Source organism: Vreelandella halophila (assembly GCF_019903425.1).
Lineage (GTDB): Bacteria > Pseudomonadota > Gammaproteobacteria > Pseudomonadales > Oleiphilaceae > Halospina > Halospina halophila.
The window spans coordinates 1-24,459 of the sequence record NZ_JACHUZ010000013.1; the positions used below are offsets into that span (position 1 = coordinate 1).

At 61.3% G+C, this 24,459-nt stretch carries 22 protein-coding genes and 1 tRNA gene; 4 read left to right on the forward strand and 19 right to left on the reverse strand.

All coding sequences use genetic code 11. The annotated features are described in order from the left end of the window. Window positions 1–43: 43 nt before the first annotated feature. From H4I92_RS04215 to lpxL, 3 genes are all read right to left on the reverse strand, one after another. Window positions 44–119: transfer RNA gene (locus H4I92_RS04215), tRNA-Phe, on the reverse strand. A 64-nt stretch (window positions 120–183) separates the two neighbouring features. Continuing rightward, entirely contained in the window at window positions 184–456 is a 273-nt protein-coding gene (locus tag H4I92_RS04220) for an oxidative damage protection protein (protein ID WP_077529419.1), read from the reverse strand. Between the two features lie 37 nt (window positions 457–493). Beyond that, the gene (gene lpxL, locus H4I92_RS04225) at window positions 494–1,465 is read right to left on the reverse strand and encodes an LpxL/LpxP family Kdo(2)-lipid IV(A) lauroyl/palmitoleoyl acyltransferase (protein ID WP_179105623.1); all 972 of its coding nucleotides are present in this window, start codon (window positions 1,463–1,465) and stop codon (window positions 494–496) included. Window positions 1,466–1,603: 138 nt separating this feature from the next. Here lpxL and trhO point away from each other — a divergent pair, with 138 nt between their 5' ends. Beyond that, window positions 1,604–2,575, forward strand: a complete 972-nt coding sequence (gene trhO / locus H4I92_RS04230; RefSeq protein ID WP_077529421.1) for an oxygen-dependent tRNA uridine(34) hydroxylase TrhO — start codon at window positions 1,604–1,606, stop codon at window positions 2,573–2,575. Here trhO and H4I92_RS04235 read toward each other — a convergent pair. The 5 genes from H4I92_RS04235 to H4I92_RS04255 all read right to left on the reverse strand — a co-directional run bounded on the left by H4I92_RS04235 (window position 2,568) and on the right by H4I92_RS04255 (window position 7,086). After that, complete coding sequence (locus H4I92_RS04235) at window positions 2,568–3,776, reverse strand: acetylornithine/succinyldiaminopimelate transaminase (protein ID WP_077529422.1); 1,209 nt, start codon at window positions 3,774–3,776, stop codon at window positions 2,568–2,570. The two genes, trhO and H4I92_RS04235, sit on opposite strands and share 8 nt — an antisense overlap. Before the next feature lie 183 nt (window positions 3,777–3,959). Further along, window positions 3,960–5,390 (reverse strand): exonuclease domain-containing protein, encoded by a 1,431-nt coding sequence (locus H4I92_RS04240; RefSeq protein ID WP_218668140.1) that lies wholly within the window; start codon window positions 5,388–5,390, stop codon window positions 3,960–3,962. 98 nt (window positions 5,391–5,488) lie between these two features. Then, complete coding sequence (locus H4I92_RS04245; RefSeq protein ID WP_077529425.1) at window positions 5,489–5,713, reverse strand: hypothetical protein; 225 nt, start codon at window positions 5,711–5,713, stop codon at window positions 5,489–5,491. Then, entirely contained in the window at window positions 5,710–6,426 is a 717-nt protein-coding gene (locus tag H4I92_RS04250) for a hypothetical protein (protein WP_077529426.1), read from the reverse strand. The genes H4I92_RS04245 and H4I92_RS04250 overlap by 4 nt, the downstream gene beginning before the upstream one ends. 168 nt (window positions 6,427–6,594) lie before the next feature. Then, entirely contained in the window at window positions 6,595–7,086 is a 492-nt protein-coding gene (locus H4I92_RS04255; RefSeq protein WP_077529427.1) for an ABZJ_00895 family protein, read from the reverse strand. Between the two features lie 215 nt (window positions 7,087–7,301). Between H4I92_RS04255 and H4I92_RS04260 the strand changes: the two genes are divergently transcribed. Further along, window positions 7,302–7,961 carry a peroxiredoxin gene (locus H4I92_RS04260; protein WP_077529428.1) on the forward strand — a complete coding sequence of 220 codons (660 nt, stop codon included), beginning with the start codon at window positions 7,302–7,304 and terminating at the stop codon, window positions 7,959–7,961. Between the two features lie 197 nt (window positions 7,962–8,158). Here H4I92_RS04260 and cysI read toward each other — a convergent pair whose 3' ends face one another. The 5 genes from cysI to aceE form a co-directional block, all read right to left on the reverse strand. Further along, complete coding sequence (cysI, locus tag H4I92_RS04265; RefSeq protein WP_077529429.1) at window positions 8,159–9,862, reverse strand: assimilatory sulfite reductase (NADPH) hemoprotein subunit; 1,704 nt, start codon at window positions 9,860–9,862, stop codon at window positions 8,159–8,161. Continuing rightward, window positions 9,862–11,664, reverse strand: coding sequence for an assimilatory sulfite reductase (NADPH) flavoprotein subunit (locus H4I92_RS04270; RefSeq protein WP_077529430.1), 1,803 nt, complete (start codon window positions 11,662–11,664; stop codon window positions 9,862–9,864). The genes cysI and H4I92_RS04270 overlap by 1 nt, the downstream gene beginning before the upstream one ends. A 274-nt stretch (window positions 11,665–11,938) precedes the next feature. Next, complete coding sequence (pyk, locus tag H4I92_RS04275; RefSeq protein WP_077529431.1) at window positions 11,939–13,387, reverse strand: pyruvate kinase; 1,449 nt, start codon at window positions 13,385–13,387, stop codon at window positions 11,939–11,941. Between the two features lie 199 nt (window positions 13,388–13,586). Further along, on the reverse strand, window positions 13,587–15,299 hold the full coding sequence (aceF, locus tag H4I92_RS04280; RefSeq protein ID WP_077529432.1) for a dihydrolipoyllysine-residue acetyltransferase: 1,713 nt from the start codon (window positions 15,297–15,299) through the stop codon (window positions 13,587–13,589). Window positions 15,300–15,326: 27 nt separating this feature from the next. After that, window positions 15,327–17,993 (reverse strand): pyruvate dehydrogenase (acetyl-transferring), homodimeric type, encoded by a 2,667-nt coding sequence (gene aceE / locus H4I92_RS04285; RefSeq protein ID WP_077529433.1) that lies wholly within the window; start codon window positions 17,991–17,993, stop codon window positions 15,327–15,329. Between the two features lie 193 nt (window positions 17,994–18,186). Here aceE and H4I92_RS04290 point away from each other — a divergent pair, with 193 nt between their 5' ends. Beyond that, window positions 18,187–18,762, forward strand: a complete 576-nt coding sequence (locus H4I92_RS04290) for a hypothetical protein (protein WP_077529434.1) — start codon at window positions 18,187–18,189, stop codon at window positions 18,760–18,762. Between the two features lie 13 nt (window positions 18,763–18,775). Here H4I92_RS04290 and H4I92_RS04295 read toward each other — a convergent pair whose 3' ends face one another. Together H4I92_RS04295 and H4I92_RS04300 are read right to left on the reverse strand one after the other, a co-directional pair. Continuing rightward, on the reverse strand, window positions 18,776–19,282 hold the full coding sequence (locus H4I92_RS04295; RefSeq protein WP_077529435.1) for a hypothetical protein: 507 nt from the start codon (window positions 19,280–19,282) through the stop codon (window positions 18,776–18,778). Next, a complete protein-coding gene (locus H4I92_RS04300; RefSeq protein ID WP_077529436.1) occupies window positions 19,282–19,806 on the reverse strand; it encodes a GNAT family N-acetyltransferase in 525 nt (174 codons plus the stop codon). Before H4I92_RS04300 ends, H4I92_RS04295 begins: the two co-directional genes overlap by 1 nt. Before the next feature lie 63 nt (window positions 19,807–19,869). Here H4I92_RS04300 and H4I92_RS04305 point away from each other — a divergent pair, with 63 nt between their 5' ends. Next, a complete protein-coding gene (locus H4I92_RS04305; protein ID WP_077529437.1) occupies window positions 19,870–20,199 on the forward strand; it encodes a hypothetical protein in 330 nt (109 codons plus the stop codon). Here H4I92_RS04305 and H4I92_RS04310 read toward each other — a convergent pair. The 4 genes from H4I92_RS04310 to H4I92_RS04325 all read right to left on the reverse strand — a co-directional run bounded on the left by H4I92_RS04310 (window position 20,196) and on the right by H4I92_RS04325 (window position 24,401). Beyond that, complete coding sequence (locus H4I92_RS04310; protein WP_077529438.1) at window positions 20,196–21,026, reverse strand: alpha/beta hydrolase; 831 nt, start codon at window positions 21,024–21,026, stop codon at window positions 20,196–20,198. The two genes, H4I92_RS04305 and H4I92_RS04310, sit on opposite strands and share 4 nt — an antisense overlap. Then, complete coding sequence (locus H4I92_RS04315) at window positions 21,005–22,831, reverse strand: Lnb N-terminal periplasmic domain-containing protein (protein WP_077529439.1); 1,827 nt, start codon at window positions 22,829–22,831, stop codon at window positions 21,005–21,007. The genes H4I92_RS04310 and H4I92_RS04315 overlap by 22 nt, the downstream gene beginning before the upstream one ends. Before the next feature lie 64 nt (window positions 22,832–22,895). Continuing rightward, a complete protein-coding gene (locus H4I92_RS04320) occupies window positions 22,896–23,375 on the reverse strand; it encodes a DUF3015 domain-containing protein (RefSeq protein WP_077529440.1) in 480 nt (159 codons plus the stop codon). A 162-nt stretch (window positions 23,376–23,537) separates the two neighbouring features. Beyond that, window positions 23,538–24,401, reverse strand: coding sequence for a thioredoxin family protein (locus tag H4I92_RS04325; RefSeq protein ID WP_077529441.1), 864 nt, complete (start codon window positions 24,399–24,401; stop codon window positions 23,538–23,540). Window positions 24,402–24,459: the final 58 nt, after the last annotated feature.

Here is a 24,459-nt window from a genome sequence, read left to right on the forward strand (position 1 = left end):
AACAACAAAGCCCGCACGAGGCGGGCTAAGTCTTTGATATTCTTGGTGCCCGGAGGCGGAATCGAACCACCGACACGAGGATTTTCAATCCACTGCTCTACCGACTGAGCTATCCGGGCGACAACGGGGCGTTATTAAACCGGTTCGGAGCCCCCACGTCAAGAGCCGGGGCCCGAACTGGCCTTATTCTTCCGGAGGTACGAAGCCGTCAGCCTCGTCGGACTCCTCGTTGTTGAAGAACGCCTCCATCTGCTCCTGCAGGTACTCCCGGGCCTTGGGGTCCAGCATGTTCAGGTGCTTCTCGTTGATCAGGCGGGTCTGGCGCGCCTGCCATTCCTCCCATGCCTGTTTGGAGATGTTCTCGTAGATGTCTTGGCCCTTGGCGCCCGGCAGCGGCGCGAAGTCCAGGCCTTCCATGTCTTGCTGGTACTTACGGCAGAAAACGGTTCGTGCCATTTGCGCGGCTCCTGGTTGCTTTGCCGATGCGCGGGGGTCAGCCCCGCATCATCTTGCGCAGCTTCTTCATGAATGTTTTTCGTTTCGGCGGATAGACGCTGGGCTCGCCTTTCGGCCGTGTCTTGAAGCGGCGGTGCACCCAGAGGTACTGCTCCGGGTAACGCCGGACCATCTTCTCGATCTCCTGGTTGAGACGGGTCGCGTTCTCCACCTCGTCGTTGCTGGGGTAGTCCTCAAAGACCGGCGAGAAATGCACGCTGTAAACGCCATTACCGTCCCGGAACTGGCTCAGGAACAGGACCGTGGCGCCGGTTTCCCGGGCGATCCAGGCGGGCGTGTTGAGCGTGGCGGCCTGGACGCCGAAGAAGGGGGCGAAGACGCTGTAACGGGGGCCGAAATCCTGGTCGCAGCCGTACCAGACAATATTGCCTTCCTTGATGAAGTTGATCATCTGCCTCAGCTGGCGCTTGTTGAACGCTGCTCCGCTGAACTTACGCCGGTTGCGCTCGATGACCGCATCAAACAGGGGGTTATTGTTGGGCCGGTACATGTGGTTGAAATCGAACACGGCGTCCGCGAAGGGGCCGGCAAAATCAAGGATGCTGAAATGGCCGCCCAGCATCAGGATGCCCTTGCCGCGGCGGCGGGCTTCCTCAAGATGCTCCTTGCCGTGCACCTCAAGCCTTTCAATGTGGGGTTTCATGTTCCCCCACCAGGCCTTGGGGCTTTCCACATAGCCCTTGGTGGTGGCGATGATGCTCTCACGGACGAGCTTTTCCCGCTCACGGGCAGACATCTCCGGGAAGCACAGCTCGATATTGGTGCGCGCAATTGTCCGGCGCTCGGCCCCGACGAGATAGCTCAGCCAGCCCAGGGCTCGCCCGATCACCTGCAGTACCGGAAGCGGCAGATAGGCGAGCAGGCGCAGGACCCCGATCAGGATCCAGGTTGGCCAGTAGCGCGGATGGAGAAAACGCCGGTAGTAGTACTTGGGATCAATAGGACGCACGAGTCTGCTCTTATACCGCCAATCAACAGTGACCGGCCAGAATACCGATTCGCTGGCAAACGGTGAAGCACATTGCGTACAATCCCGCACTCACCATTGCTCTGGTTTTACGTTCCAGCCCGCAACGGAGGCAACCCGATGACGACCTACGCCGTCTGCGCACTCTATCGTTTTGTGCGCCTGGACGACTACGAACAGCTGCGTGAGCCGCTATACCAGTTCCTGCTGGACAACGGCATCCGCGGCACCCTGCTGCTGGCCCGCGAGGGCATCAACGGCACCGTGGCCGGCTCCCATGAGGCGATCGCCGCGCTCAAGGCGCGCCTGGCCGAAGACCCGCGCTTCGACGGAATCGACTACAAGGATTCCGAGACGGACATCCAGCCGTTCAACCGCACCAAGGTAAAGCTCAAGAGCGAGATCGTGACCATGGGCGTGGAGGGCATCGACCCGAAGCAGTCCGCCGGCACCTACGTGAAGCCCCATGAGTGGAACCAGCTGCTGCAGGACCCGGAAGTGACCGTGATCGACACCCGTAATGAGTACGAGGTGGAGGTCGGCACCTTCCAGAATGCCATCAACCCCGGCACCGACGCCTTCCGGCAGTTTCCGGAGTATGCGGAGAAGAACCTGGACCCGCAGAAGCACCGCAAGATCGCCATGTTCTGCACCGGCGGCATCCGCTGCGAGAAGTCCACCGCCTATCTCAGGGAACAGGGCTTCGAGGAGGTCTATCACCTGGAGGGTGGCATCCTGCGTTACTTCGAGGAGATGCCGGAGGAGCAATCACTCTGGAATGGCGAATGCTTCGTCTTTGACGAGCGCGTGGCGGTGAACCAGAACCTGGAGCGCGGCCAGTACGACCAGTGCCACGCCTGCCGGCGCCCGATCACGGACGAGGACAAGCAGTCGCCCAAATACCAGAAGGGCATCAGCTGCCCGAAGTGCTATGACTCCCTCACCGAGGAGCAGATGGCGCGCTTCGCCGAGCGCGAGCGCCAGATCCGTCTGGCGGAAGAACGCGGCGAAGCCCACGTGGGCGCCGAGGCGGCGGAGGTGATCGAACAGCGCCGCCGGGCCAAGCGCGCCCAGGACGACTCTGCTAGCTGAGAGCCTTCCACGCTGCTTCAAGGCGATCCAGCGCCTCATCCAGATCCGGCATGGGAATATTGAGCGGCGGCGCGAAGCGCAGCACCGTGCCGCCAGCCACCAGGACCAGCACACCGGCCTCCAGCGCTGCCGAGACAAAGGCCTTGGTGTTCTCACTGTAGGGGTCGGCCAGTTCCGCCCCCATCAACAGACCACGGCCCCGCACATCGCGGAACAGTTCGGTCTCCTCGGCCATGGCCTCGAGCCACTCGCGCAGCCGCTGATGACGCGCGGCAACACCGTCCAGCACCTCGCTGGTATTCACCAGCTCCAGCACCCGCCTGGCCACGGCGCACGCCAACGGATTCCCGCCGTAAGTGGTGCCATGCGTCCCCACCGTAAAGCTCGCCGCAATGTCCGCCCGCGTGAGCATGGCCGAGACCGGAAACCCATTCCCCAGCGCCTTGGCCGTGGTAAGGATGTCCGGCTCCACATGGTAATCCTGGTAGGCGTAGAGCCGCCCGGTGCGGCCCACGCCACACTGGACCTCATCAAAGATGAGCAGCAGTCCGTTGTCATCACAGATCCGGCGCAGCTCACGCAGGAACCCGTAATCCGCCGGGCGCACACCGCCCTCACCCTGCACCGGCTCAACCACAATGGCACAGGTCTTATCCGAGATCTGCTCCTTCACCGACGCCGCATCATTGAACCGCGCATGCCGCACCCCCTCGGGCCCCGGCCGGAAACCATCCAGATACTTCGGCTGACCGCCAACGGCCACGGTAAACAGCGTCCGCCCATGGAAACTGCCATCAAAGGCAATGATCTCGTGCCGGCCGTCACCGTGATGATCCCAGCTGTAACGCCGCGCCAGCTTGAACGCCGCCTCATTCGCCTCCGCCCCGGAGTTCGCAAAGAACGCCTTCTCCGCAAACGTGTTCTCACACAGATACTGCCCCAGCTTCAATGCCGGCTCATTGGTCATGACATTGCTCACATGCCAGATCTTCGCCGCCTGCTCCTGCAGCGCCGCCATCACCCCGGGGTGCGAATGCCCCAGCGCCGTCACCGCAATCCCTCCGGCCAGATCAATGTACTCATTCCCTTCCTGATCCCAGACACGGGCCCCCTCACCGCTCACCGGAATCACATCGCCTGGGGCGTAGGTGGGGACCATGACTTCATCGAAGGTGGCGCGGTTTACGGAGGAATTACTCATGCAATCAGCTCTTTTCGGGAAATTTGCCGCTCACGGCGAATGGCAGAACACTTGGACGGAGTGGTGTTGGGACTGCTTCCCGGGAAGCTCGGTCGCCATGGATGGCGACCGCGCAGCGTCCAGGGATGGATTCATAGCGATTCCCGGGAAGCAGTCCCAACACCACTCCCCAGCAATCACCCTTCAGTCCTGAGAATCAGAAGGCCAGACAATGTCCGGGCGAGGCACCCAAGGGCACTCAACAACCCGCAACCGATGCGAAGGCGCCATCACATACTTAACCAACAGCTTGTACGAATCCAGATCAAACGCCAGCGCCTCACGCCCCGGCTCCAGATCCCGCAGCTCCGCCTCACTGTGAACCGTCGCAATATGCGCCCAATTATAAAGCACATGGATATCCGTTCTACCCATGGCCTCATTCTCCTCCACCACCCCGATCGCCCCCTCCCAGGGCCAGGCCGTCAACTGCATGCTGTGGAAGGCGATCTTCGTGCGCAGATTGTACCGGGTCACATCCTCCTCACCCTCACAGGCACCCCGACACCGCCCCAGCCGCCGCTGGAAGCACGGCCCAGGCCCGCTCTCAAGCCCCAGCAGCCGGTTGCACAGCTCATTCTTCTGGGCAACGCCCTGGAGCGCCTTCTGCGCATCCTTCTTGGAGCGGAACAGCCCGTGGTACTGATCCAGGTTCGAAGGGTCGATCCGCCAGCTCAGCTCCGCCCCCAGATATCCCGCTTCCGTCTCTGAAAGCGCAATGCTCACCAGCCGCTTCGCCGCCCGCGAGCGGCGGTTGTACAGCGGCTTGAGCGTCTTGATCTGGTGCAGCTCCAGGAGCAGCGCCCCCAGCTCACCGGCCGTCTCCGTCCAGTCCACACGGCGCATGCTCTGTGAAAGCTGAACGCCCCGGCTGCTGTTGTGGTCCCCTGAGAAATGCGAGGCCACCCGCTGGCGGATGTTGGTGCTCTTGCCGACGTACAGGAGCACATCATTCTCGCCGTAAAAACGGTAGACCCCCGGCGTATCCGGAAGCTCATCCAGGATGTCCGGGGAGATGTGGGAGGGAATGCTGGGGCGCTTCAGAAGGGCCTGGATCGCCTGCTCAACCGAATCCTCGCCCTGCTCAGACCGGGTCCGCTCGAAGAACTGGAACATCGACTCCACATCGCCCATGGCCCGGTGCCGCGGCCCCGGATCCAGCCCGTGGCGTTCGATCAGAGCATCCATGTTGTGGCGCCGGTATTCCGGGTAAAGCCGGCGGGAGAGTTTCACCGTGCACAGCACCGGCGCCGCAAAGGCCTTCCCCAGCCGCCGGAACTCCGCCTTAATGAAGCCGTAATCAAAACGCGCGTTGTGGGCCACAAAGACCGCATCGCCCACCTTCTCCCGGAAGGTCTCCGCCACCTCCGCGAAACGTGGCGCATCCGCCACCATGGCATTGGTGATGCCGGTCAGTGACTCGATGTAGTGCGGAATGGTCTGCTCCGGATTAACCAGGGTCTGCCATTCCTCAATCACCTCTCCGTCTTCCCAGAGACGCAGACCAATCTCGGTGATGCGGTCACCCGAGGCACTTCCTCCCGTGGTCTCAAGATCGATGAAGGCGAGTTTCACAATGCTTGCAGGCCTTTCTCAGGGCTTAACAGTACGTATGCCACACCTATACTGGGACACAAGGATATTCGAACCCAGGCCCACAGCAGATCACGACCCTACTGCTCCTGCCTTCTGAAATAGGCCTTCACCTTCTTTACTCCGGCTATGTAAACGATAGCAATCAGCGGGATATAGACGCCTACTCCAAGGATCTTCCAGAAACCAGCCATCTCCATATTGATAAAAAGGATCAGGCCGACAATGCATAGCGCCCAATACGCAAATCCAAGGATTTCATCCAGAAGGGTTAATTTGGATATGTAGTAAATAACCCCTTTCATTGCGCCCTCTCCTGCATAACCGAGGAGTGTATGCTGTCGACCTTCTCACGAAACTCTTTGGGAGACCTCTCAGCCAACGCAATAGCCTCAACGTATTTCTCCAAGGGTCGCTCAACAATAAAATACAGCAATTGAAGATCGCCCTTGCGCCGCAGCTTCCTATAAAGCTCTGGACTCTTCTTACGCAGTCGTCTTGATGCCCGAGATGATCTTTGCATAATCCCTTGGCCAATCAGAAGACCTATAGGCACACCGACGCCAGTGGCAGAAGTGCCTGCCGCAACACCAATTCTCACCGCAATGCTCTTATACACCGCGGTTGCAGCTATCGCGACGGCAATCCTGACAGCCACTGCCTTGGCCAGTTTTTTACCTATAACCAGCCGGCCCGCTGCATAAGCGACACCAACCCGCGCCTCCCTGGCGACTTCATGCAGGACCGATTCCGGAAGATGGGAGTAATAATTCTCCAGAACGTAATAGATCACCTGATGCAGAGGACTGTTGGGATCTTTGATTCCATACTCCGCCACTTTCTGCAAAAGCCCGACCATTGCTCGGTTCTCATAACCGATCTCTCCGATACGCCCATCTTCTCCCAGGCCATATCCTTGGCCTGTCCGCTGAAAACCAAAAACGATATCTTGGCCGATAGCGTAAACTCCGTTTCCCAGTGCAGAGCTAATATCCAGGGCTTCATCAACAACCGACATTCGAAACTCCTTTTCTCCTAATTTCCCTTCTCAATCCGTGAACGCAGACCCATCTCAGTGACGCGCCCTCTCAGGGCATTCCTAGTTCAATGAAGGCGAGCTTCATTGATAGGAATCTAGGATCAACTGACATCCCAGCATACGTCGCTTCTTTACCTCTCACGATCATCACACCGAATCCTCACCGGGCGCGTTGGACTTGTCCTTTGAGGCCTGCTGCTCAAAGCCCTTGGCGATCTGCTTCGTGAAGAAGCTGTAGCCAATTGCGAGAGCAGCGGAGGCCAGCAGCATGGCAACACCGAAGCCAATGCCGAGGATCAGGGCGAGCGTTTGAGCATCAAGCTCCTTGCCGGGTTTTGCAGGGAAAAGCGGCCCCGGCAGGGCCAGCAGTAACGCCAGCATCAGGACACTGAACACCAGATAGGCAGCAAATGACCAGCGTACGAGCCGTTTGCGCTCCGGTTTGGTGGGCGCCCTTCCGTGATCCTTCACGAACACATAGGACGGAACGGTGATTGAGACAAAAAACAGAACGAGAGAGGGTGTGCTGTCCGAATTGAGATCAAGCCAGAGCGATACCAGCCCGAAAAGGATGACAAGCGCGATATTTGTGCCAAGCAGCAGCCATACGTACTTGGCAACGGGAGTATTCCCTTCCATGAACGACTCCTTCCTTGAAGTTTGGATTCAGCGACCCGATGTAACTTTAAGCCTACAACGATCATGCGCAAAGATACCCATGGCTCCAGCGCCATGCAAGGCGAGGGGAACATAGCGGGAACCGCATAACGTTATCCATAAAACCCATTTTGATAAAAATCACTGTTTATATATCCTAGAGATCATCCACCTAACCCGCACCAGGAGGAGGTTCAATGACCCTCAGAATCGGACAGACAGCACCGGATTTCACAGCCCAGACCACCGAAGGCCAGATCAACTTTCACGAGTGGATCGGCGACAGCTGGGCCATCATCTTCTCGCACCCGAAGGACTTCACACCGGTGTGCACCACCGAGCTGGGCTACATGGCCAAGCTGAAGCCGGACTTTGATAAGCGCAACGCCAAGATCATCGGCCTCTCCGTTGACCCCGTGGACAACCACGCCAGCTGGGCCAAGGATATCGAGGAAACCCAGGGCACCGCACCGAACTACCCGATGATCGGTGACACCGACCTGAACGTTGCCCAGAAGTACGACATGCTGCCGGCGGACGAAGAAGGCGAAGCCGAAGGCCGCACACCGGCCGATAACGCCACTGTGCGCTCCGTGTTCATCATCGGGCCGGACAAGAAGATCAAGGCCATGCTCACCTACCCGATGACCTCTGGCCGGAACTTCGACGAAGTCCTGCGCCTGCTGGACTCCTGCCAGCTGACCGCCAAGGAAACCGTCGCCACGCCGGTTAACTGGAAGAACGGAGAAGACGTCATCATTCCGCCGAGCGTCAGCGACGAGGACGCGCACAAGAAGTACCCGGAAGGCTTTACCACGCACAAGCCTTACCTGCGGACGGTCAAGCAGCCGAAGTAAGTACTCCGGCGGTAAGACACAAAAAACCCGGCTTTCGAGCCGGGTTTTTTATTGAATACAAGCATCAAGCTAGCAAGGAGTGCGGCAGGGCTGGACGGGAAGCTCTGGAGCCATGGATGGCGGAAGAGCAGCGTACAGGGATGTATTTACAGCGTTTCCCGTCCAGCCCTGCCGCACTCTCCGCCCCGGTCTAAGGTTTACTCCGTAGCCAACGCCTCATGGAACATCGCCGGCGTCCGCTCCGCCTCGACGATACCGGCACGCACCAGGAAATCCCCGAAGTACTCCCCGGCCTCCCGCTCAGCCGCATACCGCTCCAGCATCGGATCCAGGATCCCGAGAATGGTCGCCTCATCAATATTCTCGCGGTACAGCCGGTTCATGCGCTCACCCTTATGGTCCGCGCCCAGGTACAGGTTGTACTTACCCAGAGCCTTGCCGGTAAGACCAATCTCACCCAGATAGGGCCGCGCACAGCCGTTGGGGCAGCCGGTCACGCGCACGTTGACCGCCTGGTCCGAGAGGCCATGCTTCGCCATGAGCTCATCCAGCTTCCCCACCAGTTCCGGCAGGTACCGCTCAGACTCCGCCATGGCCAGAGCGCAGGTCGGGAAGGCCACACAGGACATGGCATTGCGTGCCAGTGGCGTCGCCCTGGTGCCGTCACGCAGCCCGTACTGGTCTACCAGGGCCTGGATGGAATCCTTCTGCTCCGGCGTGACGTTGGCAATCACCAGGTTCTGGTTGCAGGTCACCCGGAACTCGCCGGTATGGACCCTGGCGATCTCACGCAGGCCGGTGCGCAGCGGGTAACCGTCCCAGTCCGCAATGCGACCACTGTCGATGTGCACGGTCAGGTGACTGTTGCCGTTTTCACCCTCAACCCAGCCGAAGCGATCGCCGTTATGATCGAACTCATAGGGGCGAGCCTCTTCCATCGGCTGACCGTGGTACTCGGCGAACTTCTCGCGGAACCAGTCCAGGCCATGGTCATCCATGGTGTACTTGAAGCGCGCGTGGGAGCGATTGGTGCGCATGCCGTGATCCCGCTGGATAGCAGTGATCGCCACACAGGCATCCGCTGCCTGGTCCGCTGGTACGAAACCAGCAATCTCGCCCAGGCGCGGGTAGGTTTCCGGCTCACCGTAAGTGGTGCCCATGCCACCGCCGACCGCGATGTTGAAGCCACGCAGCTCACCGCCCTCGACAATGGCGATCAGGCCGATGTCGTTGGCGAAGACGTCCGCGTCGTTCTCCGGCGGCACTGCCAGTGCGATCTTGAACTTACGCGGCAGGTAGTAGTAGCTGTAGAAGGGCTCTTCCTCCTCGCCCACGCGATGCACGCACTCCTCGCCCAGCCAGATCTCGGCATAAGCGCCGGAGCGCCACATCAACCGCTCACTGATCTCGGTGGACAGGCGATGGATCTCCGCGTGCAGCTGCGACTCGTGCGGGTTCACGTTGGAAACCACATTCCGGTTAACGTCCCCGCAGGCGCCCTTGGAATCAATGCCGAGCTCGTTTACCCGCTGCATCAGGGTGCGCATCTTGTTCTTGAACACGCCATGGAACTGGAAGGTCTGGCGCGTGGTCAGGCGCAGGGTGTGGTTGGCGCACTCATCGGCCACCTCGTCCAGGCCCAGCCACTGGGTCGGTGTCAGCACCCCGCCGGGCAGGCGCAGGCGCACCATGTGCATGTACAGCGGTTCCAGCTTCTGCTTGCGGCGTTCGTCACGTACGTCGCGGTCGTCCTGCTGGTAGCTGCCGTGGAACTTGGTCAGCTTGGTGTCCGCTTCCGCGATGGCACCCGTGGCCTCATCCGCCAGGCTCTCCGCAATGGTGCCCCGCAGGTAGCGGCTCTCGCGCTTGATGATCTCGGCTTCTGGGAGTTTATCGGCCATCAGTACACATCCCGTTGGTAACGTTTCTCGCGGGCAATATCCCGCAGGTATTCGGTGGCCTCATCACGACTCTTGTTGCCCTCGTGGGCGATCACGTCGATCAGGGCCTCGTTCACATCCGGTGCCATGGCGTCCGCGTCACCACAGACGTAGATGTAGGCGCCGTCCTGCAGCCAGCTCCAGAGCTCGGTGGCGTAGTCCCGGATCCGGTTCTGGACATAGACCTTCTCTTCCTGGTCCCGGGAGAAGGCCACGGTAAGGTGATCCAGCAGCCCCTGCCGGCGCCAGGCCAGCCACTCACTCTGGTAGAGGAAATCCATGTGGAAATGCTGCTCACCGAAGAACAACCAGTTCCGGCCCCGGGCACCACGCTCTTCACGCTCCTGCATGAACGCCCTAAAGGGCGCCACACCGGTTCCCGGCCCAATCATGATGACAGGTGCATCATCATCTTCCGGAAGCTTGAAGTTCTTGTTCGGATCAATATACACCGGAACCGTGGCATCGTCTTCCAACCGGTCGGAGAGCCAGGTGGAGGCAACACCTTCCCGTTCCCGGTTATGGGACTCATAGCGCACGGCTGCGACGGTAATGTGAACCTCTTCATCCACTGCCGCCTGGCTGGACGCAATGGAGTAGAGCCGGGGCGGCAGCTTGCGCAGCATCCCCGTGAGCGTGTCCGCGCCCAGGCCTTCCACGGGCCATGCTTCAATCAGGTCCAACAGGTCTCGGCCGCGCATCCAGTCGGTCAGCCCCGTGTGATCGGCCACCAGTTTCTGCAGCTCCGCATCCCCGCTGTAGGCCGCCCACTGCTCCATCAGGGGCCTGGTGAGCACGGTGATCTCACGGTAATGCATCAGGGCCTTGGAGAGGGTGGTCTGGGTCTCGCCCAGCGACACGGTCTCTTCCGGGTCTAGCCCCAGCTTTTCAATGATGGCTGCAACCAGGTTGGGATTGTTCTGGGGGTAGATGCCCACCGCGTCGCCGGGCCTGTAGCTCAGACCTGAATCCTCCAGGGAAAGCTCAATGTGACGCGTCTCCTTGTTGGAACCACGGCCATTGAGCACAAGGTTCTCGAGCACCGGCGCCGGGAAGGGATTCTTGCGGTCGTATTGGGATTTGCCAGGTGCCCCGCCCGCGCTCTGCCCACTGCCAGCGGAGACAGCCGCTCCCGCCTTGGCCTCGATGGCGTCCAGCATCGCGTTGACCCAGGCCTCCGCCGGGTCATCGTAATCCACGTCGCAATCCACCCGCTCCACCAGCTGGCTGGCGCCCAGTTCCGCAAAGCGCGCATCAAAGTCCTTGCCCGTCTGGCAGAAGTGTTCATAGCTGGTGTCACCCAGCGCCAGGACGCCGTAATGAACACCTTTCAGCCCGGGCGCCTTGCGGCTGTGCAGGAACTCGTGGAAGTCCAGGGCGCCGTCCGGCGGATCGCCTTCACCATGGGTGGATGCCAGCACGGCAACAAAGCTCTCGCTCTTGAGCTGGCGAGCCTTGTAGTCCGCCATATCCACGACCGTGGCCTTGATGCCCCGGGCACTGGCCTGCTCGCCGAGCATCTCGGCCACACCCTCGGCATTGCCGGTCTGCGAGCCATAGAGCACGGTCAGCGAGGGCGCCTCCGCGCTGGCACCCGCAGTGGCCTGACCACCGGCGGAGGGTTGACCGGTCTGGGCGGCACGCCAGCCGGCCAGATACCCGGAGAGCCAGTCAATCTGGTGACCTTCGAGCTTGCCCAGCAGTTCGTTGAGCTGGCGGGCCTGTTCGTCAGTCAGAGGTGAGTTGCTTGTTGATAGAGTCATCAGGAATAAACACCGGTTATCCAATAGCACGATTGCCTAAAAGGATAACAGGCAGAGGTTATCGCTTTAACCCATCCATGGGTCATTATCTATGGATTTTACCGATAATAGATAATGGCTTGCCAGGTGAACACAAAAACCCCGGCCGCAGCCGGGTCTCAGAGCCATACAGCGGAGACTGTTCCAGGTTTACCCGAGCTCAGCGCGGCAACTGGTCCGCACCTCACGTGCGCACCCACCGTCTCAACTGCCCGGGAGGGGACGACGACTGCGTTCACTGGATGCTCGCCCCGACCCGGACAATTTTCATCGTGTTCGTGCCACCCTGGGCATTCACGTAGTCCCCCTTAGTGATCACGACCCGGTCCCCCTCTTCCACCACGCCCCGACGCACCAACTCCGAGACCGCCAATGCGTTCGTCTGCTCGTTGGGAATCTCGAGCGAATCAAAGGGAACCGTCTGTACCCCGCGCAGCAGGACCACACGATGCTGGGTGGCATGGTGTCTGGAAAAAGCGAAGATGGGCAGACTTGATTTAATCCGGGACATCAACCTGGGCGTTGCCCCGGACTCCGTCATACAGATGATCGCCGTAACGCCTTCAAGGTGATTGGCCGCATACATTGCGGACAGTGCAACAGCCTCATCCACATGCTCCATGGCTTCATGGATACGATGCTGTGACTGGCGCATGGAGGGGTGCTTCTCGGCGCCCAGGCAGATGCGGACCATCGACTCCACCGCCTCTACGGGATAGTCACCCACCGCGGTTTCAGCAGACAGCATGACGGCATCCGTGTAGTCCATGACCGCGTTGGCCACGTCGGAAACTTCCGCACGGGTCGGCATGGGGCTGGTGATCATGGACTCCATCATCTGAGTGGCGGTAATAACGCCGCGGTTCAGCACCCGGGCACGATGGATGATATGCTTCTGGACACCGACCAGCTCGGCATCACCGATTTCCACTGCGAGATCGCCCCTCGCCACCATGACCACGTCGGATGCCTCGATGACCTCATCGAGCGCCGCCTCGTCATGGGCCAGCTCGGCCCGCTCAATCTTGGCAACCAGGCCAGCCTCCGAGCCGGCTTCTTTCAGAAGCCGGCGCGCCGTGTGCAGATCCTCGGCGCTACGGACGAAGGACACCGCCACATAGTCGGCACCGAGGCGGGCAGCCGTCACAATATCCTCCTTGTCCTTGTCCGTAAGCGCATTAGCGGACAGACCTCCGCCCCGTTTGTTCAGTCCCTTGTTATCGGAAAGAACGCCGCCGACCAGAACCCGGGAGGTGATGCTGTTGTCACCAACCGAGATCACCTCCATCTCGATCGCCCCATCATCCAGAACCAGCACATCCCCGGGCATCACATCGTCAACCAGCTGTTCGTAATCGATGCCCACCTGGTGGCTAGTACCGGCGTCCTTGGGCAAGGCCGCATCCAGTACGAATTCCTGGCCCGTTGCGAGTGTGACCTTGTGCTCCCTGAAGCCGGAAATACGCAGCTTCGGGCCCTGGAGGTCCGCCAGCAGGGCAACGAATCGCCCCTGGGTAGAAGCCGCCTCCCGCACCCGCCTGGCCCGATCGATATGCTCCTGATCACTGCCATGGGAGAAGTTGAGCCGCGTCACATCGACACCCGCCCTTATAATCGCGGCCAGCGTTTCGGCCGAGTCCGTGGAGGGGCCGAGTGTTGAGACTATCTTGGTGCGCCTGAGCATTGAGCTGATCCTATCGTTACTGGCTTGCCTTCATCAGGGCGACGGCCTTGTCAAGCATCCGCTTCGAAAAGCCCCATTCATTGTCGTACCACGCCATTACTTTAACGTACCACTGATTGTCTTCGGCTGGATTGCCGCCATGACGCTCTAGAGGCCAATGATGCGCCCCGGCTCTCGATACGAACCGGGGCAATGCCCGCTACATCAGCAACTCACGCAGGTCCCCGAGAACCCGGGACAACAGGGTGGTAAAACGGGCAGCGTCAGCGCCGTTGATGGCGCGATGATCGTAGGACAGCGACAGCGGCAGCATCAGCCGAGGCTGGAACTGCGCCCCATCCCAGAACGGCTCCATGGAAGCCTTGGAGGCCCCAAGTATCGCCACCTCAGGGGAATTCACGATGGGCGTGAACGCGGTACCACCGATGCCACCCAGGCTGGTGATGGTGAAGCAGGCCCCACTCATGTCGTTGTTTGTGAGCTTCTTGTCCCGCGCCTTGCCCGCCAGTTCCTGGGCCTCTTCCGCCAGCTGCCAGATGCTCTTCTGATCCACGTCCCGGATTACGGGCACGACGAGGCCATTGGGCGTATCCACCGCGATGCCGATGTGGCAGTAGTGCTTCTGGATGATCTGCTCGTTCGCCATGTCCAGCGACACGTTGAACTGCGGGTAGGTGGTGAGCGCATGGGCGCAGGCCTTCATCAGGAACGGCAGCAGCGTCATCTTCACGCCCCGCTTCTCGCCCTCGGCCTTGTGGTCCTTGCGGAAGGCTTCCAGGTCGGTGATGTCCGCCTTCTCGAACTGGGTCACGTGCGGCACGTTGAGCCAGCTGCGGTGCATGCCCTGGGCGGTCAGCCGCTGGATCTTGGTCATGGACTGGCGCTCGACATCGCCGAACTGGCTGAAGTCGGGCAGCGGTACCTCGGGGATCCCCGCACCACCACCTGCAGGCGCACTGCCGCCGGACTGGAGCTGGTTACGCACCCAGGTCTGGACGTCTTCCTTGAGAATGCGCCCCTTGGGCCCGCTGCCTTGGATCTGCTGTAGATCCGCACCGAACTCCCGGGCAATGCGGCGCACGGCGGGGCCGGCGTGGACAAGCTTGCCGGAAGGGGTGTCGGGTGTTTCAGGTTTGGCGGCGGTGCCAGAGGCTGCGCTCTGGGAGGGGGCCTCGCTCTTGGTGTTATCGCGAGCGGGGCTCGCTCCTACAGGGGTGCCCTGCTGCTCGCTCTCCGGCGCCTGTTCCTTACTCCCTGCTTTCTGCTCCTGGCCGCCTGAAGCTGCAGCCCCGGATCCGCCGCCTGCGACTTCCAGCATCCCGACGACATCGCCTTCCTTGAGGGTATCGCCTTCCTTAACGTCGAGGCGGGTGATCTTTCCCGTGGCGGGAGACGGCATTTCGACCGTCGCCTTGTCGGATTCCAGCTCCAGCAGTGGATCCTCGGCATTCACGGAATCGCCCACGCTGACCAGGACCCCGACGATCTCGACCGATTCGGCGCCGCCGAGTTCGGGGACGTGGATTTCCTGCTCACCGCCTGAGGTTTCCGCCTCCCCGGCAGCCGTTTCTTCAGAGCCCTGATCAGCGCTCTGTTCCTCATCCTGAGCGGGGCTGGTTCCTGACGAAGCCTCGTCGCCTTGCGCCTCCTCACCGTCGCTCGCGCCGCCGCCCTCAGCGGTCTCCATCATACCGACCAGATCCCCTTCCTTGAGGGAATCGCCTTCCTTCACATCCAAGCGGGTGATCTTGCCGGCCGCCGGCGCCGGCAGCTCCACGGTTGCCTTGTCGGATTCCAGCTCCAGCAGCGGGTCCTCAGCGTTCACCGAGTCGCCGACGCTCACCAGAACCCCGACGATCTCAACCGATTCCGCACCGCCCAGCTCGGGAACCCGGATCTCCTGTTCACTCATGATGCCGTGTCTCCTTCTGCCGCCGGATCAGCTGGACGCTGGATTGGGTTTGTCGCCATCAATGCCGTACTGGTTCATGGCCTCAATAACCGTGGCGTGCTCCACGGTGCCTTCTTCGGCCAGCGCGTTAAGCGCGGCTGCGACCACATGGTAGCGATCCACTTCGAAGAAGGACCTAAGGTTCCAGCGGGTGTCCGATCGCCCGAAGCCATCAGTGCCCAGTACATGGTAGGACGCTGGCACAAAGGCGCGGATCTGCTCGGACTGCAGCCGGATGTAGTCCGTGGAGGCGATCACCGGCCCCTTCTGGTCCTTGAGCTGATCGTGCACCCAGGAGGTACGGTTTTTCTTGTCCGGGTGGAGGCGGTTCCAGCGCGCCACGTGCTGGCCCTCACGGGCCAGTTCGCCGAAGCTGGTCACGCTCCACACATCGGAGCCCACCTTGAACTCCTCCTTCAGCATCTGGGCCGCCGCCCTCACCTCGTTGAGGATGGCGCCGCTGCCCAGCAGCTGGACCCTGGGGGCCTTATCCTTCGCCTTGCCCGGGACGTTCACGCTCTCCAGCTGGTAGAGGCCCCGGATGATGCCTTCTTCCGCGCCCTTGGGCATGGGCGGGTGCTGGTAGTTCTCGTTGAGCAGCGTGATGTAGTAGTAGATGCTCTCGTTCTCGGCATACATCCGCCGCATGCCTTCCTGGATGATCACCGCCACCTCGTAGGCGTAAGTGGGATCGTAGGTCAGGCAGTTGGGCACCACGTTGTGCAGGATCAGCCCGTGGCCGTCCTGGTGCTGGAGGCCCTCGCCGTTAAGGGTGGTGCGCCCGGAGGTGCCGCCCAGCAGGAAGCCGCGGGCGCGCATGTCGCCGGCGGCCCAGCACAGGTCGCCCACCCGCTGGTAGCCGAACATGGAGTAAAAGATGTAGAACGGCAGCAGCGGGTAGTCGTGGTTGCTGTAGGCGGTCGCCGCCCCGATCCAGGCGGACATGGCGCCGGCCTCGTTAATGCCTTCCTGGAGGATCTGGCCTTTCTTGTCCTCCCGGTAGTACATGATCTGGTCCCGGTCCTCGGGCGTGTACATCTGGCCCTCGGAGGTGTAGATTCCGGTCTGGCGGAACAGGCCCTCGATCCCGAAGGTGCGGGCCTCGTCCGGCACAATGGGCACCACGCGCTGGCCCACCTGCTTGTCCTTGAGCAGGGTAGTGAGCAGACGCACGAAGGCCATGGTGGTGGACATTTCGCGGTCGCCGGTGCCCTCGAGCAGTTTGTCGAAAGCCTTGAGCTCCGGAACCTTGAGCGGACGGGCATCCCGGCGCCGGCGCGGCAGGTGGCCGCCGAGCTCACGCCGGCGTTTCTGCATGTACTGCATCTCCGGGCTGTCGGCGGCCGGGCGGTAGTAGGGCAGGTTCTCCAGCTCGTCGTCGTTGACCGGTACGCCAAAGCGGTCCCGGAATGCCTTGAGCCCCTCCTTGTCCAGCTTCTTCACCTGGTGGGCGATGTTCTGCGCCTCCGCGCCCTTGCCGAATCCATAGCCCTTGATGGTGTGCGCCAGGATGACCGTGGGCTGGCCCTTGTTGTTCACCGCCTCGTTGTAGGCAGCGTAGACCTTGTAGGGGTCGTGGCCGCCGCGGTTGAGCGCCAGGATGTCATCATCGGTCAGCTCCTTGGCGAACTCGGCCAGCTCCGGACTCTGTCCGAAGAAGTGCTTGCGGGTGTAGGCCGGGCCCTGGCTCAGGTAGTTCTGGAGCTCGCCGTCACAGGTGCGGTCCAGCGCCTCCTGCAGTACGCCCTCGGTGTCCTTCTCGAACAGGGTATCCCAGTGGCGGCCCCAGACCACCTTGAGCACGTTCCAGCCGGCGCCACGGAAGATGCCTTCGAGCTCCTGAATGATCTTGCCGTTGCCACGCACCGGCCCATCCAGGCGCTGGAGGTTGCAGTTGACCACGAAGATGAGGTTGTCCAGGTTCTCGCGCCCGGCCAGGCCGATCGCGCCCAGGGTCTCAGGCTCGTCGCACTCGCCATCGCCCACGAAACACCAGACCTTGCGATCGCCGCTTTCCACCAGCTCCCGGTTATGGAGGTATTTCATGATGTGGGCCTGGTAGATGGCCTGGATCGGGCCCAGCCCCATGGAAACGGTCGGGAACTGCCAGTAGTCCGGCATCAGCCAGGGGTGCGGATAGGAGGAGATGCCGTTTTCCAGGGTGTCCTGGCGATAGTGGTCGAGCTGCTCCTCGCTCAGCCGCCCTTCCAGGAAGGAACGGGCGTAGATGCCCGGCGCGGCGTGGCCCTGGAAATAGATCAGGTCCGGCTCGCGGCTTTCGTCGCCACCGTGGAAAAAGTAGTTGAACCCAACGTCATAGAGCGTGGCGGCGGAGGAGAAGGTGGAGATGTGGCCGCCGAGATCCCCCGGCTTCATGTTGGCGCGCATCACCATAACCAGCGCGTTCCAGCGGATCAGTGAGCGGATGCGGCGCTCCATGAACATGTCGCCCGGCATGCGGGCTTCGTCCGTGGGCTGGATGCTGTTGCGGAAGGGCGTGGTGATGGCGTAGGGCATGGGTGTGCCCGCGCGGGTGGCCCTGTCGGAGAGCTTGGACAGCAGGTATTCCGCTCTCTCAACCCCTTCATATTCAATAACCGATTCCAGTGCCTCCAGCCATTCCCGTGTTTCGACCGGATCCTCGTCTTCGCGCATCAGGGCCCTCCTGCATCGTGTCCATCGTGACGTGCGTCACATGAGACTAACATAGTTCATTGCAGCGTGATTGCGCGTAATGGATCACAGTTCCGTAGCGGATATCCCCTACGAGCTGAACAGAATTTGACCTTTTTTAACGAAACATTACACTTTGTATAGACACCCTCTCCCACGGATCCGGAGTTCTACCATGAAAACGGGACATCAAACTCTCGCGGCCACCCTCCTCAGCACACTGATGGCCAGTTCCGTTCAGGCGGTCGAAATGATGGACGAGTCCGCTCTGGGCGGCGTCCATATCAACGCCGGCAACGTCCTCAACATTGTCGGCCCGACGGCGGCCGGTGGCGAGGCGCCTCCCATCCAGCAGACCGCCGGGGAACAGGCCAGCGTGAGCATGGCGCTGGGCCTGACGGCGACGGAATCCAATCGCCCCACCCGCCGCGTGAAGGATGAACGGAACATCCTGTCGCTGGTGTTGCCGGAACCGGATTTCTCGGTCCCGCGCCAGCGGTCCATCCCGAGTCCGGCCAGTGACGGCCAGACCCTGATCGTGATCAACCCGCCGGAACACCAGGTCCAGAGTTTCATCGAGCGCGTTCAGGGGCGGCCCGTGGTCAATACGGACTTTGATGTGCGGGTTCAGGAGCTCCAGTGGCAGGGAGTGCGGTTCCCGAAACAGGCCATTTCCCGGGAGGGATTCAACCAGACCCTGTACGGGCTGGAATTCACGGGCACGGGTCGCATGATGCGCAGCCTCGACTGAGCACGCACCGCCGCTATTGCAGCAGCACCATGCCCACAAGCCCTGCCCAGACCAGGGCCAGCATGACCGGGAACAGGCGCAGCACCCAGACGGTGGGCGAGACCCGAGCAAAACGACTGGAGATCACCTGCAGGTGCGCGGGCAGGTTGACCACCGCTTCGCCCCCGTATTCCCCGAGATGGGCTTCCAGAGCACCCAGTGCCGCCTTGCGGTTCTGGAGATAGAGTGTGCCGTACCACAGCGCTGTACCGAAGGCCAGCGCGACCACGATGCCGATCACACCCAGCAGTACAAAGACCGCTTCCGCATCAAATGCGGACACGGGCCCTGCCCCGTTCTCCAGCGCAAACCCGGCAACCGCCCCCAGCCCCACATTGACGTAGAGCAGGTGATGCAGCTTCTGCCAGTTGAGCTGGTCCTCATGCAGGTAAAGGCTGGCGGCGATATAGAATTCGTGGATCAGGATGTCGACCCGGTTGTCGACCACATTCCGGCGCTGCACCGGAGGTGTCACGTCCATCAGGAGGCGCTCCTGCACCAGATGCCACGCCGGCGGCCATCAGGTGCATCCCGTTCGCAGCACCGGGTGAAGCCACGCTGCTCGTGGAAGCTAATGGAGCGGGTGTTTTCAGGCTGAAGCACAATGGCCGCATACTGGGGCAGGTCGTTGAATTCCTCACTGGCGAAGCGGTAGAGGGCCGTAGCGCCACCCCTGACAGTGCTGCCGCGTCGGTTGCAGATCTGTTTGACCAGCAGGAAAGGCCCCGGGTCATAGTCATGGATCGACAGGCTCACGGGATCATCCGGGCTGATACGGTCATCGGTGAGCGCCAGTATGAACGCCTCTATCTGCCCTTCATGTTCAAACACATAGAACGCGTTGGCGACCTGCGTGAACCGGCGGTACTCCGCGGGAGTAAAATTGGAGACCAGAAACCCGTGATCACGCGCCTCCGCGCTGCTCAGCCCCTGAAGAACCCATTGCTCCGCAAGGCTGTGAATTGCGGGCACATCAGGGCCTGTTGCGGGCCGGATTTCGGACATGGACAACTTCCTCGATAGAATAAGCGCTGATAATAACCAAACTGCATCGGGTCTGCACATGCAATGAATGGCAAACCACCCAGACCGTCACAGTGTGAACTCTGCGGGCGCGCCGTCGCGGACCTGACCCAGCATCACCTGATCCCCAGGCGACTGCACCGTAGGAAGCGCTTCCGGAAAGACTTCTCCCGGGAGGAGCTGGAAGGACGCGTCTGCTGGGTCTGCCGGCCCTGCCACAACATGATCCACCATGTACGCAGCGAGCAGCAGCTGGGCCTTTACCACAACACCCTTGAATCCCTGCTGGCCATCCCCGAGCTGGCGGAGTTCGCGCGCTGGCTCAGCAGCAAGCCGCCCGGCTTCGTTCCCAAGAAGCACCACCGGCGCCGCTAGGGGCAGTCCTCGGCCATGAAGTCCAGCAGGCGCTGGCGCACATCCTCCGCCTGGGTACTCTGGATGTGCCCGCCTTTCAGGCGCTGGAAGGTCTTGGGCTCGGCAGCAGCCTCGTAAAGGGCCCGGCCGTGCTCAAACGGAATGATGTCATCGTCGATGCTGTGCAGGACCAGCAGGGGCCTCGGTGCAATACCGGCAACCCTGTCAATGGGGTTGGCCTCATCCGGCATCAGCGGCGCGACCACAAAACTGAACGGCCAGAGCACCCAGCTTTTACGCATCACATCCCGGGTGATGCTCTGGTAGCTGGTGAACGCGGCCTCCAGCATGACGCAGTCACCCTTGCCGGCGTTCTCCTCCCGACCCAATACGGCGGTCGACAGTGACGCCCCCAGGCTTTGCCCGAACACCACCAGGGGCGGTTCCACACGGTCCGCCGCATAGAGCCAATCCAACCCCAGCTGGATATCCTTACGGGCACCGGCCAGATCCGGCTCACCCTCGGAGAGACCGTAGCCACGATAGTCAATCAACAGTACCTGGTAGCCCTTCTCCGGCAGCCAGGCCACGTTCATCAGGTGGGTACTGATGTTCTGGGCATTGCCGTGCAGATGGTAGACGGTGCCCCGCACCTCGTCCGTGGCCGATGGCAGCCACCAGCCATGAATGCGCTGACCATCCGGGTGGATGAGCACGATGTCCTCATAATCCAGCCCCTGGCGCGCCGGGTTCTGCACCCAGTCGCTCATGGGATAGAAGAAGAGGCCGCTGCAGCCACCCAGCCCGAGCAGTGTCAGCAGCAGGGTCAGTCGAAGTAATAGCGCCATGAGAGGTGGAACTCCGTTTCAGCACGGTCCGGTCCGCCATCCCGCTCAATACGGGCTCGCAGGGCATGGTTACGGCCCAGGGGCACGTTGAGCGTGGCCGAGGGCCGATAGCGGCGGTCGTCGTTGTGATAGTACAGGCCTTCCGCCTCCAGCCCCAGCTGGAAGCCATCAGCATACCAGAGCACCCCGGCCCGCGCGCCGGCCGCCGTGGAGACCAGTACCTCATGGGCGCTGTTATTCTCCGCCCGAGCCATGGCATAGGCATAGGGCATGACAGGGCCCAGCTCCCAAGCCAGACCGGGCCCGCCCTGAATGTGGCGTGTCAGATGGCGCTTCTCACCGATGAACCGCCGGTCCAGCCCGCCATTGACGAACCATGAAACCGGCTTACGGAAGCTGTTGCGTGGCGCCAGGGATTTGATGTTGACCACATCCAGCTGCTCCAGGGTCAGGTCATCGCCCTCGGTGCGGCGGATACGGGCGTTGAAGGCTTCAATCGCCGCACCGTTGAGGTAGCCATCCGGGTTGTCCAGCCAGTCATGGTAGCTGAAGCGGGCCTGCAACTCCCCGAACCCGCGATCACCCAGCATGCCGCCGCCGGCGGCCAGCATCTTGGTGCCGTGCCCCTTTTCCGGCGAAACCGGTCTTTCCGGCTCAATCCCAGAGACCGTGGGCGTACCGTTAATGGTTCTGAGGAGCGCCATGCCACGCTCGGCAGCCGCCTGACTGCGTTCTCCTTCCCGGTTCTGGAGGCGCAGGTGGGCATAGGCGGTACGGGCCACCAGGTTCTGGCGCCGGGGCTCCAGCTCCCTGAAGGCCTCCCGCTCCGTGACGGCATGGTCAGCGGCCAGCGCCAGGGCCAGATCCTGTTCCGTGGCATCCAGCTGCTTGACCAGCGCATCCAGTTCATTCGCCTTGGAGGGGCGATAATCCACCGACTCGATGAACCCTGCCCTGTCCAGCGAGCTGACCGTATTCGCCGGCACCTCCGCCAGGCGGAAATCGTTCATCAGGCCGCTTTCCGGCCGCGCCAGGTTGATCAGCTCCAGCAACCGGAACGAACAGTTCTCGTCCAGGAACAGGTAATCGAACTCAATGTCTTCCAGCTCCCATAGGTGCGCCAGAAGCCATTCCCGCTCCTGCTCGTCGAGATTGAGCTGGTACTCCCACATGTCCCGGTTCTCGAGGTGGGCGTAATCCCGGATCTTGTTCATATAGGGTACGTTGCTGAAATACCCCGGGTAACCACCGAACAGGCCCCGGTAAACGTAGAGTATGGAGTTCTCCTGCCCCTGAACCGTGGCGCCGAAATTGATGGCCCGGGACAGCCATACGCCGTCCTCGTCCTCGCCGTGATCAATGCGCAGCAGTGTGTGGCCGAACATGGAGGACGGACTGTTCAGGTAGGAGGCGGGAAAAATCAGGGCGACCCGTTCCTCAGGCATGGCCCCGCGCCACTCCTGGTATTCACTGCAGTGGCTCAGGGCCCCGTCATCGGGCCAATCCAGCTGCTGGCTCAGGAAACGGTAGCGGGCTGGAAAATCACAGCGCGCCTCGCTTTCCGACGAGCGGAGCTGTTCAATACTTGCCTCCAGCTCGGCGCGCGCATCGGTAGCACCGGATTCGTGCAGAAAGAAATCGGGGTCATCAATATAGCTGCGGCCCTGGTAACGCCAGGTGGTGCCCTGGTTGATGTGCAGCAGCGCCTTCCAGCGGGGGTGCTCCGCCAGTTCCTCAGGCGTGGTCCTTGCCCATAACGGCGCACTGGCCAGCACCAGTATCAGTGCCAGGTATGTTGATTTCATCAGTGGTTTGCTCGGGGAGGAACAACCGCCCGGCACGGGGCCGGACGGCGGTATGGTGAGGCAATCAGCTGAGGCTGGCCAGCTGCTTGTCCTGGTTCATGACTTTCTGGATGTTGGCCATGACTTCTTCAGCGGTCACGTCTTCGCTCGGGAAGATGGTGCTGAAGTTCTCGTGCATGGTCTTCTTGAAATGATCACGCTCTTCGGCCGGAATGCCCATGGATACGGAAAGCGCTGTCAGAGCCTCGCCATCGCCCACGGCCATGTCCTGCGCCACTTCTTCCATGACACCCGCCTGGGCCAGCATGTTTTCGCCGTGATAAGACAGCGCGCCACTGGTATCACAGCCGTTGGTGCCGGAGGTGATGCCGAAGGTACGGTTGCCGGAGGTGCCATTCACCAGCGTTGCCAGGACGTGCATCGGCATGCCGTCATTGCCTTCAAACAGCATGTTGCCCCAGCCACAACCGGAACCGCCAGGTGCACTTGCCTGGGCGCCGAAAGAGGTTGCGACCAGTGCTGCGGCCAACAGTGTTTTCCTCATCTTGAATCTCCACTTGTTTGTTCACTTCCTTGATAGCAGACCGACCACAACGTGATCGGACCCCCTACCCCCTCTTCTCTCGGACGGGGCTCCCGAAAAGATAGGCGCTTTAAGAAGGCATGACAAGCAGCAGAATGGAACCTGAAGGCCCTGAGAACGTGCTCAGTACATCATGGCGAAAAGCCGCCGCCGATACTGCCTCACCAGTTGGTTCTCGTTGCCCAGCAGATCAAAAAGCTTAATGAGGGTGTTCTTGGCGGCACCGTCTCCGAAATCCTTCTCGGTCTGCACCGATTTCAGGAGGAGCTCCATGGCAGCCTCATAGTCACCAGCAAGGATGCCGTGGGTCGCCAGCTGGTTCATCGCGGCCACGTCTGAGGGATCCTCTTTCACGCGGTCCTGAAGCTCCGCCACGGGCGGAATATCCCGGGCCTGCTCCTCGAATTCAAATCGCGCCTCCAGCTGCTTGGCGCCGGGCTTGAGGCGTTCTTCCCCGGGCAGACCTTCATAGATCGCACGCGCTTCCTCGGTCTGCCCCTGCTCCATCCGCAGGCGCGCGAGGTCGATCAGCACGTCGTAATCCTGAGGGTTCTGCTGGTTCATCCGGATCAGCACGGCCTCAGCTTCCTCAAGCTGCCCCTCGGACCACAAGTGCTTGGCCTTCTCCTGATCGGTTTCCGGCGGCGCATCCACGTGCTGATCCAGCTTCTGCCGGATCTCGCCCTCCGGCAGCGCCCCATTGAACTCATCCAGGAGCTGACCCTGCTTCACGATCTTGACGTTGGGCAGGCTCTGCACTCCCAAATGCCCCGCCAGTTCCTGCTGCTCCTCGGCGTTGACCTTTGCCAGCACGAAGGCACCCCGGTACTCCTCGGCCAGTTTCTCCAGAATGGGCGTCAGCTGTTTGCAGGGCTGGCACCACTCCGCCCAGACATCAATCACCACCGTCGTGTTCATGGACGCTTCCAGCACCTTCTGCTGGAAGTTCTCGAGTGTGGCATCAAAAACGAACTCGGAATTGCTCATAGTGCTGGATCCTGTATTGGCGGTGGTCCTTACTGTCCGCCTAGATGGGGATCCGGAA

What these genes read in the sequence shown, in the direction of transcription:
- H4I92_RS04220 (WP_077529419.1), bottom strand. Translation starts at nt 456, where the DNA reads ATGGCACGAACCGTTTTCTGCCGTAAGTACCAGCAAGACATGGAAGGC.
- trhO (WP_077529421.1), top strand. Translation starts at nt 1,604, where the DNA reads ATGACGACCTACGCCGTCTGCGCACTCTATCGTTTTGTGCGCCTGGAC.
- H4I92_RS04235 (WP_077529422.1), bottom strand. Translation starts at nt 3,776, where the DNA reads ATGAGTAATTCCTCCGTAAACCGCGCCACCTTCGATGAAGTCATGGTC.
- H4I92_RS04245 (WP_077529425.1), bottom strand. Translation starts at nt 5,713, where the DNA reads ATGAAAGGGGTTATTTACTACATATCCAAATTAACCCTTCTGGATGAA.
- H4I92_RS04250 (WP_077529426.1), bottom strand. Translation starts at nt 6,426, where the DNA reads ATGTCGGTTGTTGATGAAGCCCTGGATATTAGCTCTGCACTGGGAAAC.
- H4I92_RS04255 (WP_077529427.1), bottom strand. Translation starts at nt 7,086, where the DNA reads ATGGAAGGGAATACTCCCGTTGCCAAGTACGTATGGCTGCTGCTTGGC.
- H4I92_RS04260 (WP_077529428.1), top strand. Translation starts at nt 7,302, where the DNA reads ATGACCCTCAGAATCGGACAGACAGCACCGGATTTCACAGCCCAGACC.
- cysI (WP_077529429.1), bottom strand. Translation starts at nt 9,862, where the DNA reads ATGGCCGATAAACTCCCAGAAGCCGAGATCATCAAGCGCGAGAGCCGC.
- H4I92_RS04270 (WP_077529430.1), bottom strand. Translation starts at nt 11,664, where the DNA reads ATGACTCTATCAACAAGCAACTCACCTCTGACTGACGAACAGGCCCGC.
- pyk (WP_077529431.1), bottom strand. Translation starts at nt 13,387, where the DNA reads ATGCTCAGGCGCACCAAGATAGTCTCAACACTCGGCCCCTCCACGGAC.
- aceF (WP_077529432.1), bottom strand. Translation starts at nt 15,299, where the DNA reads ATGAGTGAACAGGAGATCCGGGTTCCCGAGCTGGGCGGTGCGGAATCG.
- aceE (WP_077529433.1), bottom strand. Translation starts at nt 17,993, where the DNA reads ATGCGCGAAGACGAGGATCCGGTCGAAACACGGGAATGGCTGGAGGCA.
- H4I92_RS04290 (WP_077529434.1), top strand. Translation starts at nt 18,187, where the DNA reads ATGAAAACGGGACATCAAACTCTCGCGGCCACCCTCCTCAGCACACTG.
- H4I92_RS04295 (WP_077529435.1), bottom strand. Translation starts at nt 19,282, where the DNA reads ATGGACGTGACACCTCCGGTGCAGCGCCGGAATGTGGTCGACAACCGG.
- H4I92_RS04300 (WP_077529436.1), bottom strand. Translation starts at nt 19,806, where the DNA reads ATGTCCGAAATCCGGCCCGCAACAGGCCCTGATGTGCCCGCAATTCAC.
- H4I92_RS04305 (WP_077529437.1), top strand. Translation starts at nt 19,870, where the DNA reads ATGAATGGCAAACCACCCAGACCGTCACAGTGTGAACTCTGCGGGCGC.
- H4I92_RS04310 (WP_077529438.1), bottom strand. Translation starts at nt 21,026, where the DNA reads ATGGCGCTATTACTTCGACTGACCCTGCTGCTGACACTGCTCGGGCTG.
- H4I92_RS04315 (WP_077529439.1), bottom strand. Translation starts at nt 22,831, where the DNA reads ATGAAATCAACATACCTGGCACTGATACTGGTGCTGGCCAGTGCGCCG.
- H4I92_RS04320 (WP_077529440.1), bottom strand. Translation starts at nt 23,375, where the DNA reads ATGAGGAAAACACTGTTGGCCGCAGCACTGGTCGCAACCTCTTTCGGC.
- H4I92_RS04325 (WP_077529441.1), bottom strand. Translation starts at nt 24,401, where the DNA reads ATGAGCAATTCCGAGTTCGTTTTTGATGCCACACTCGAGAACTTCCAG.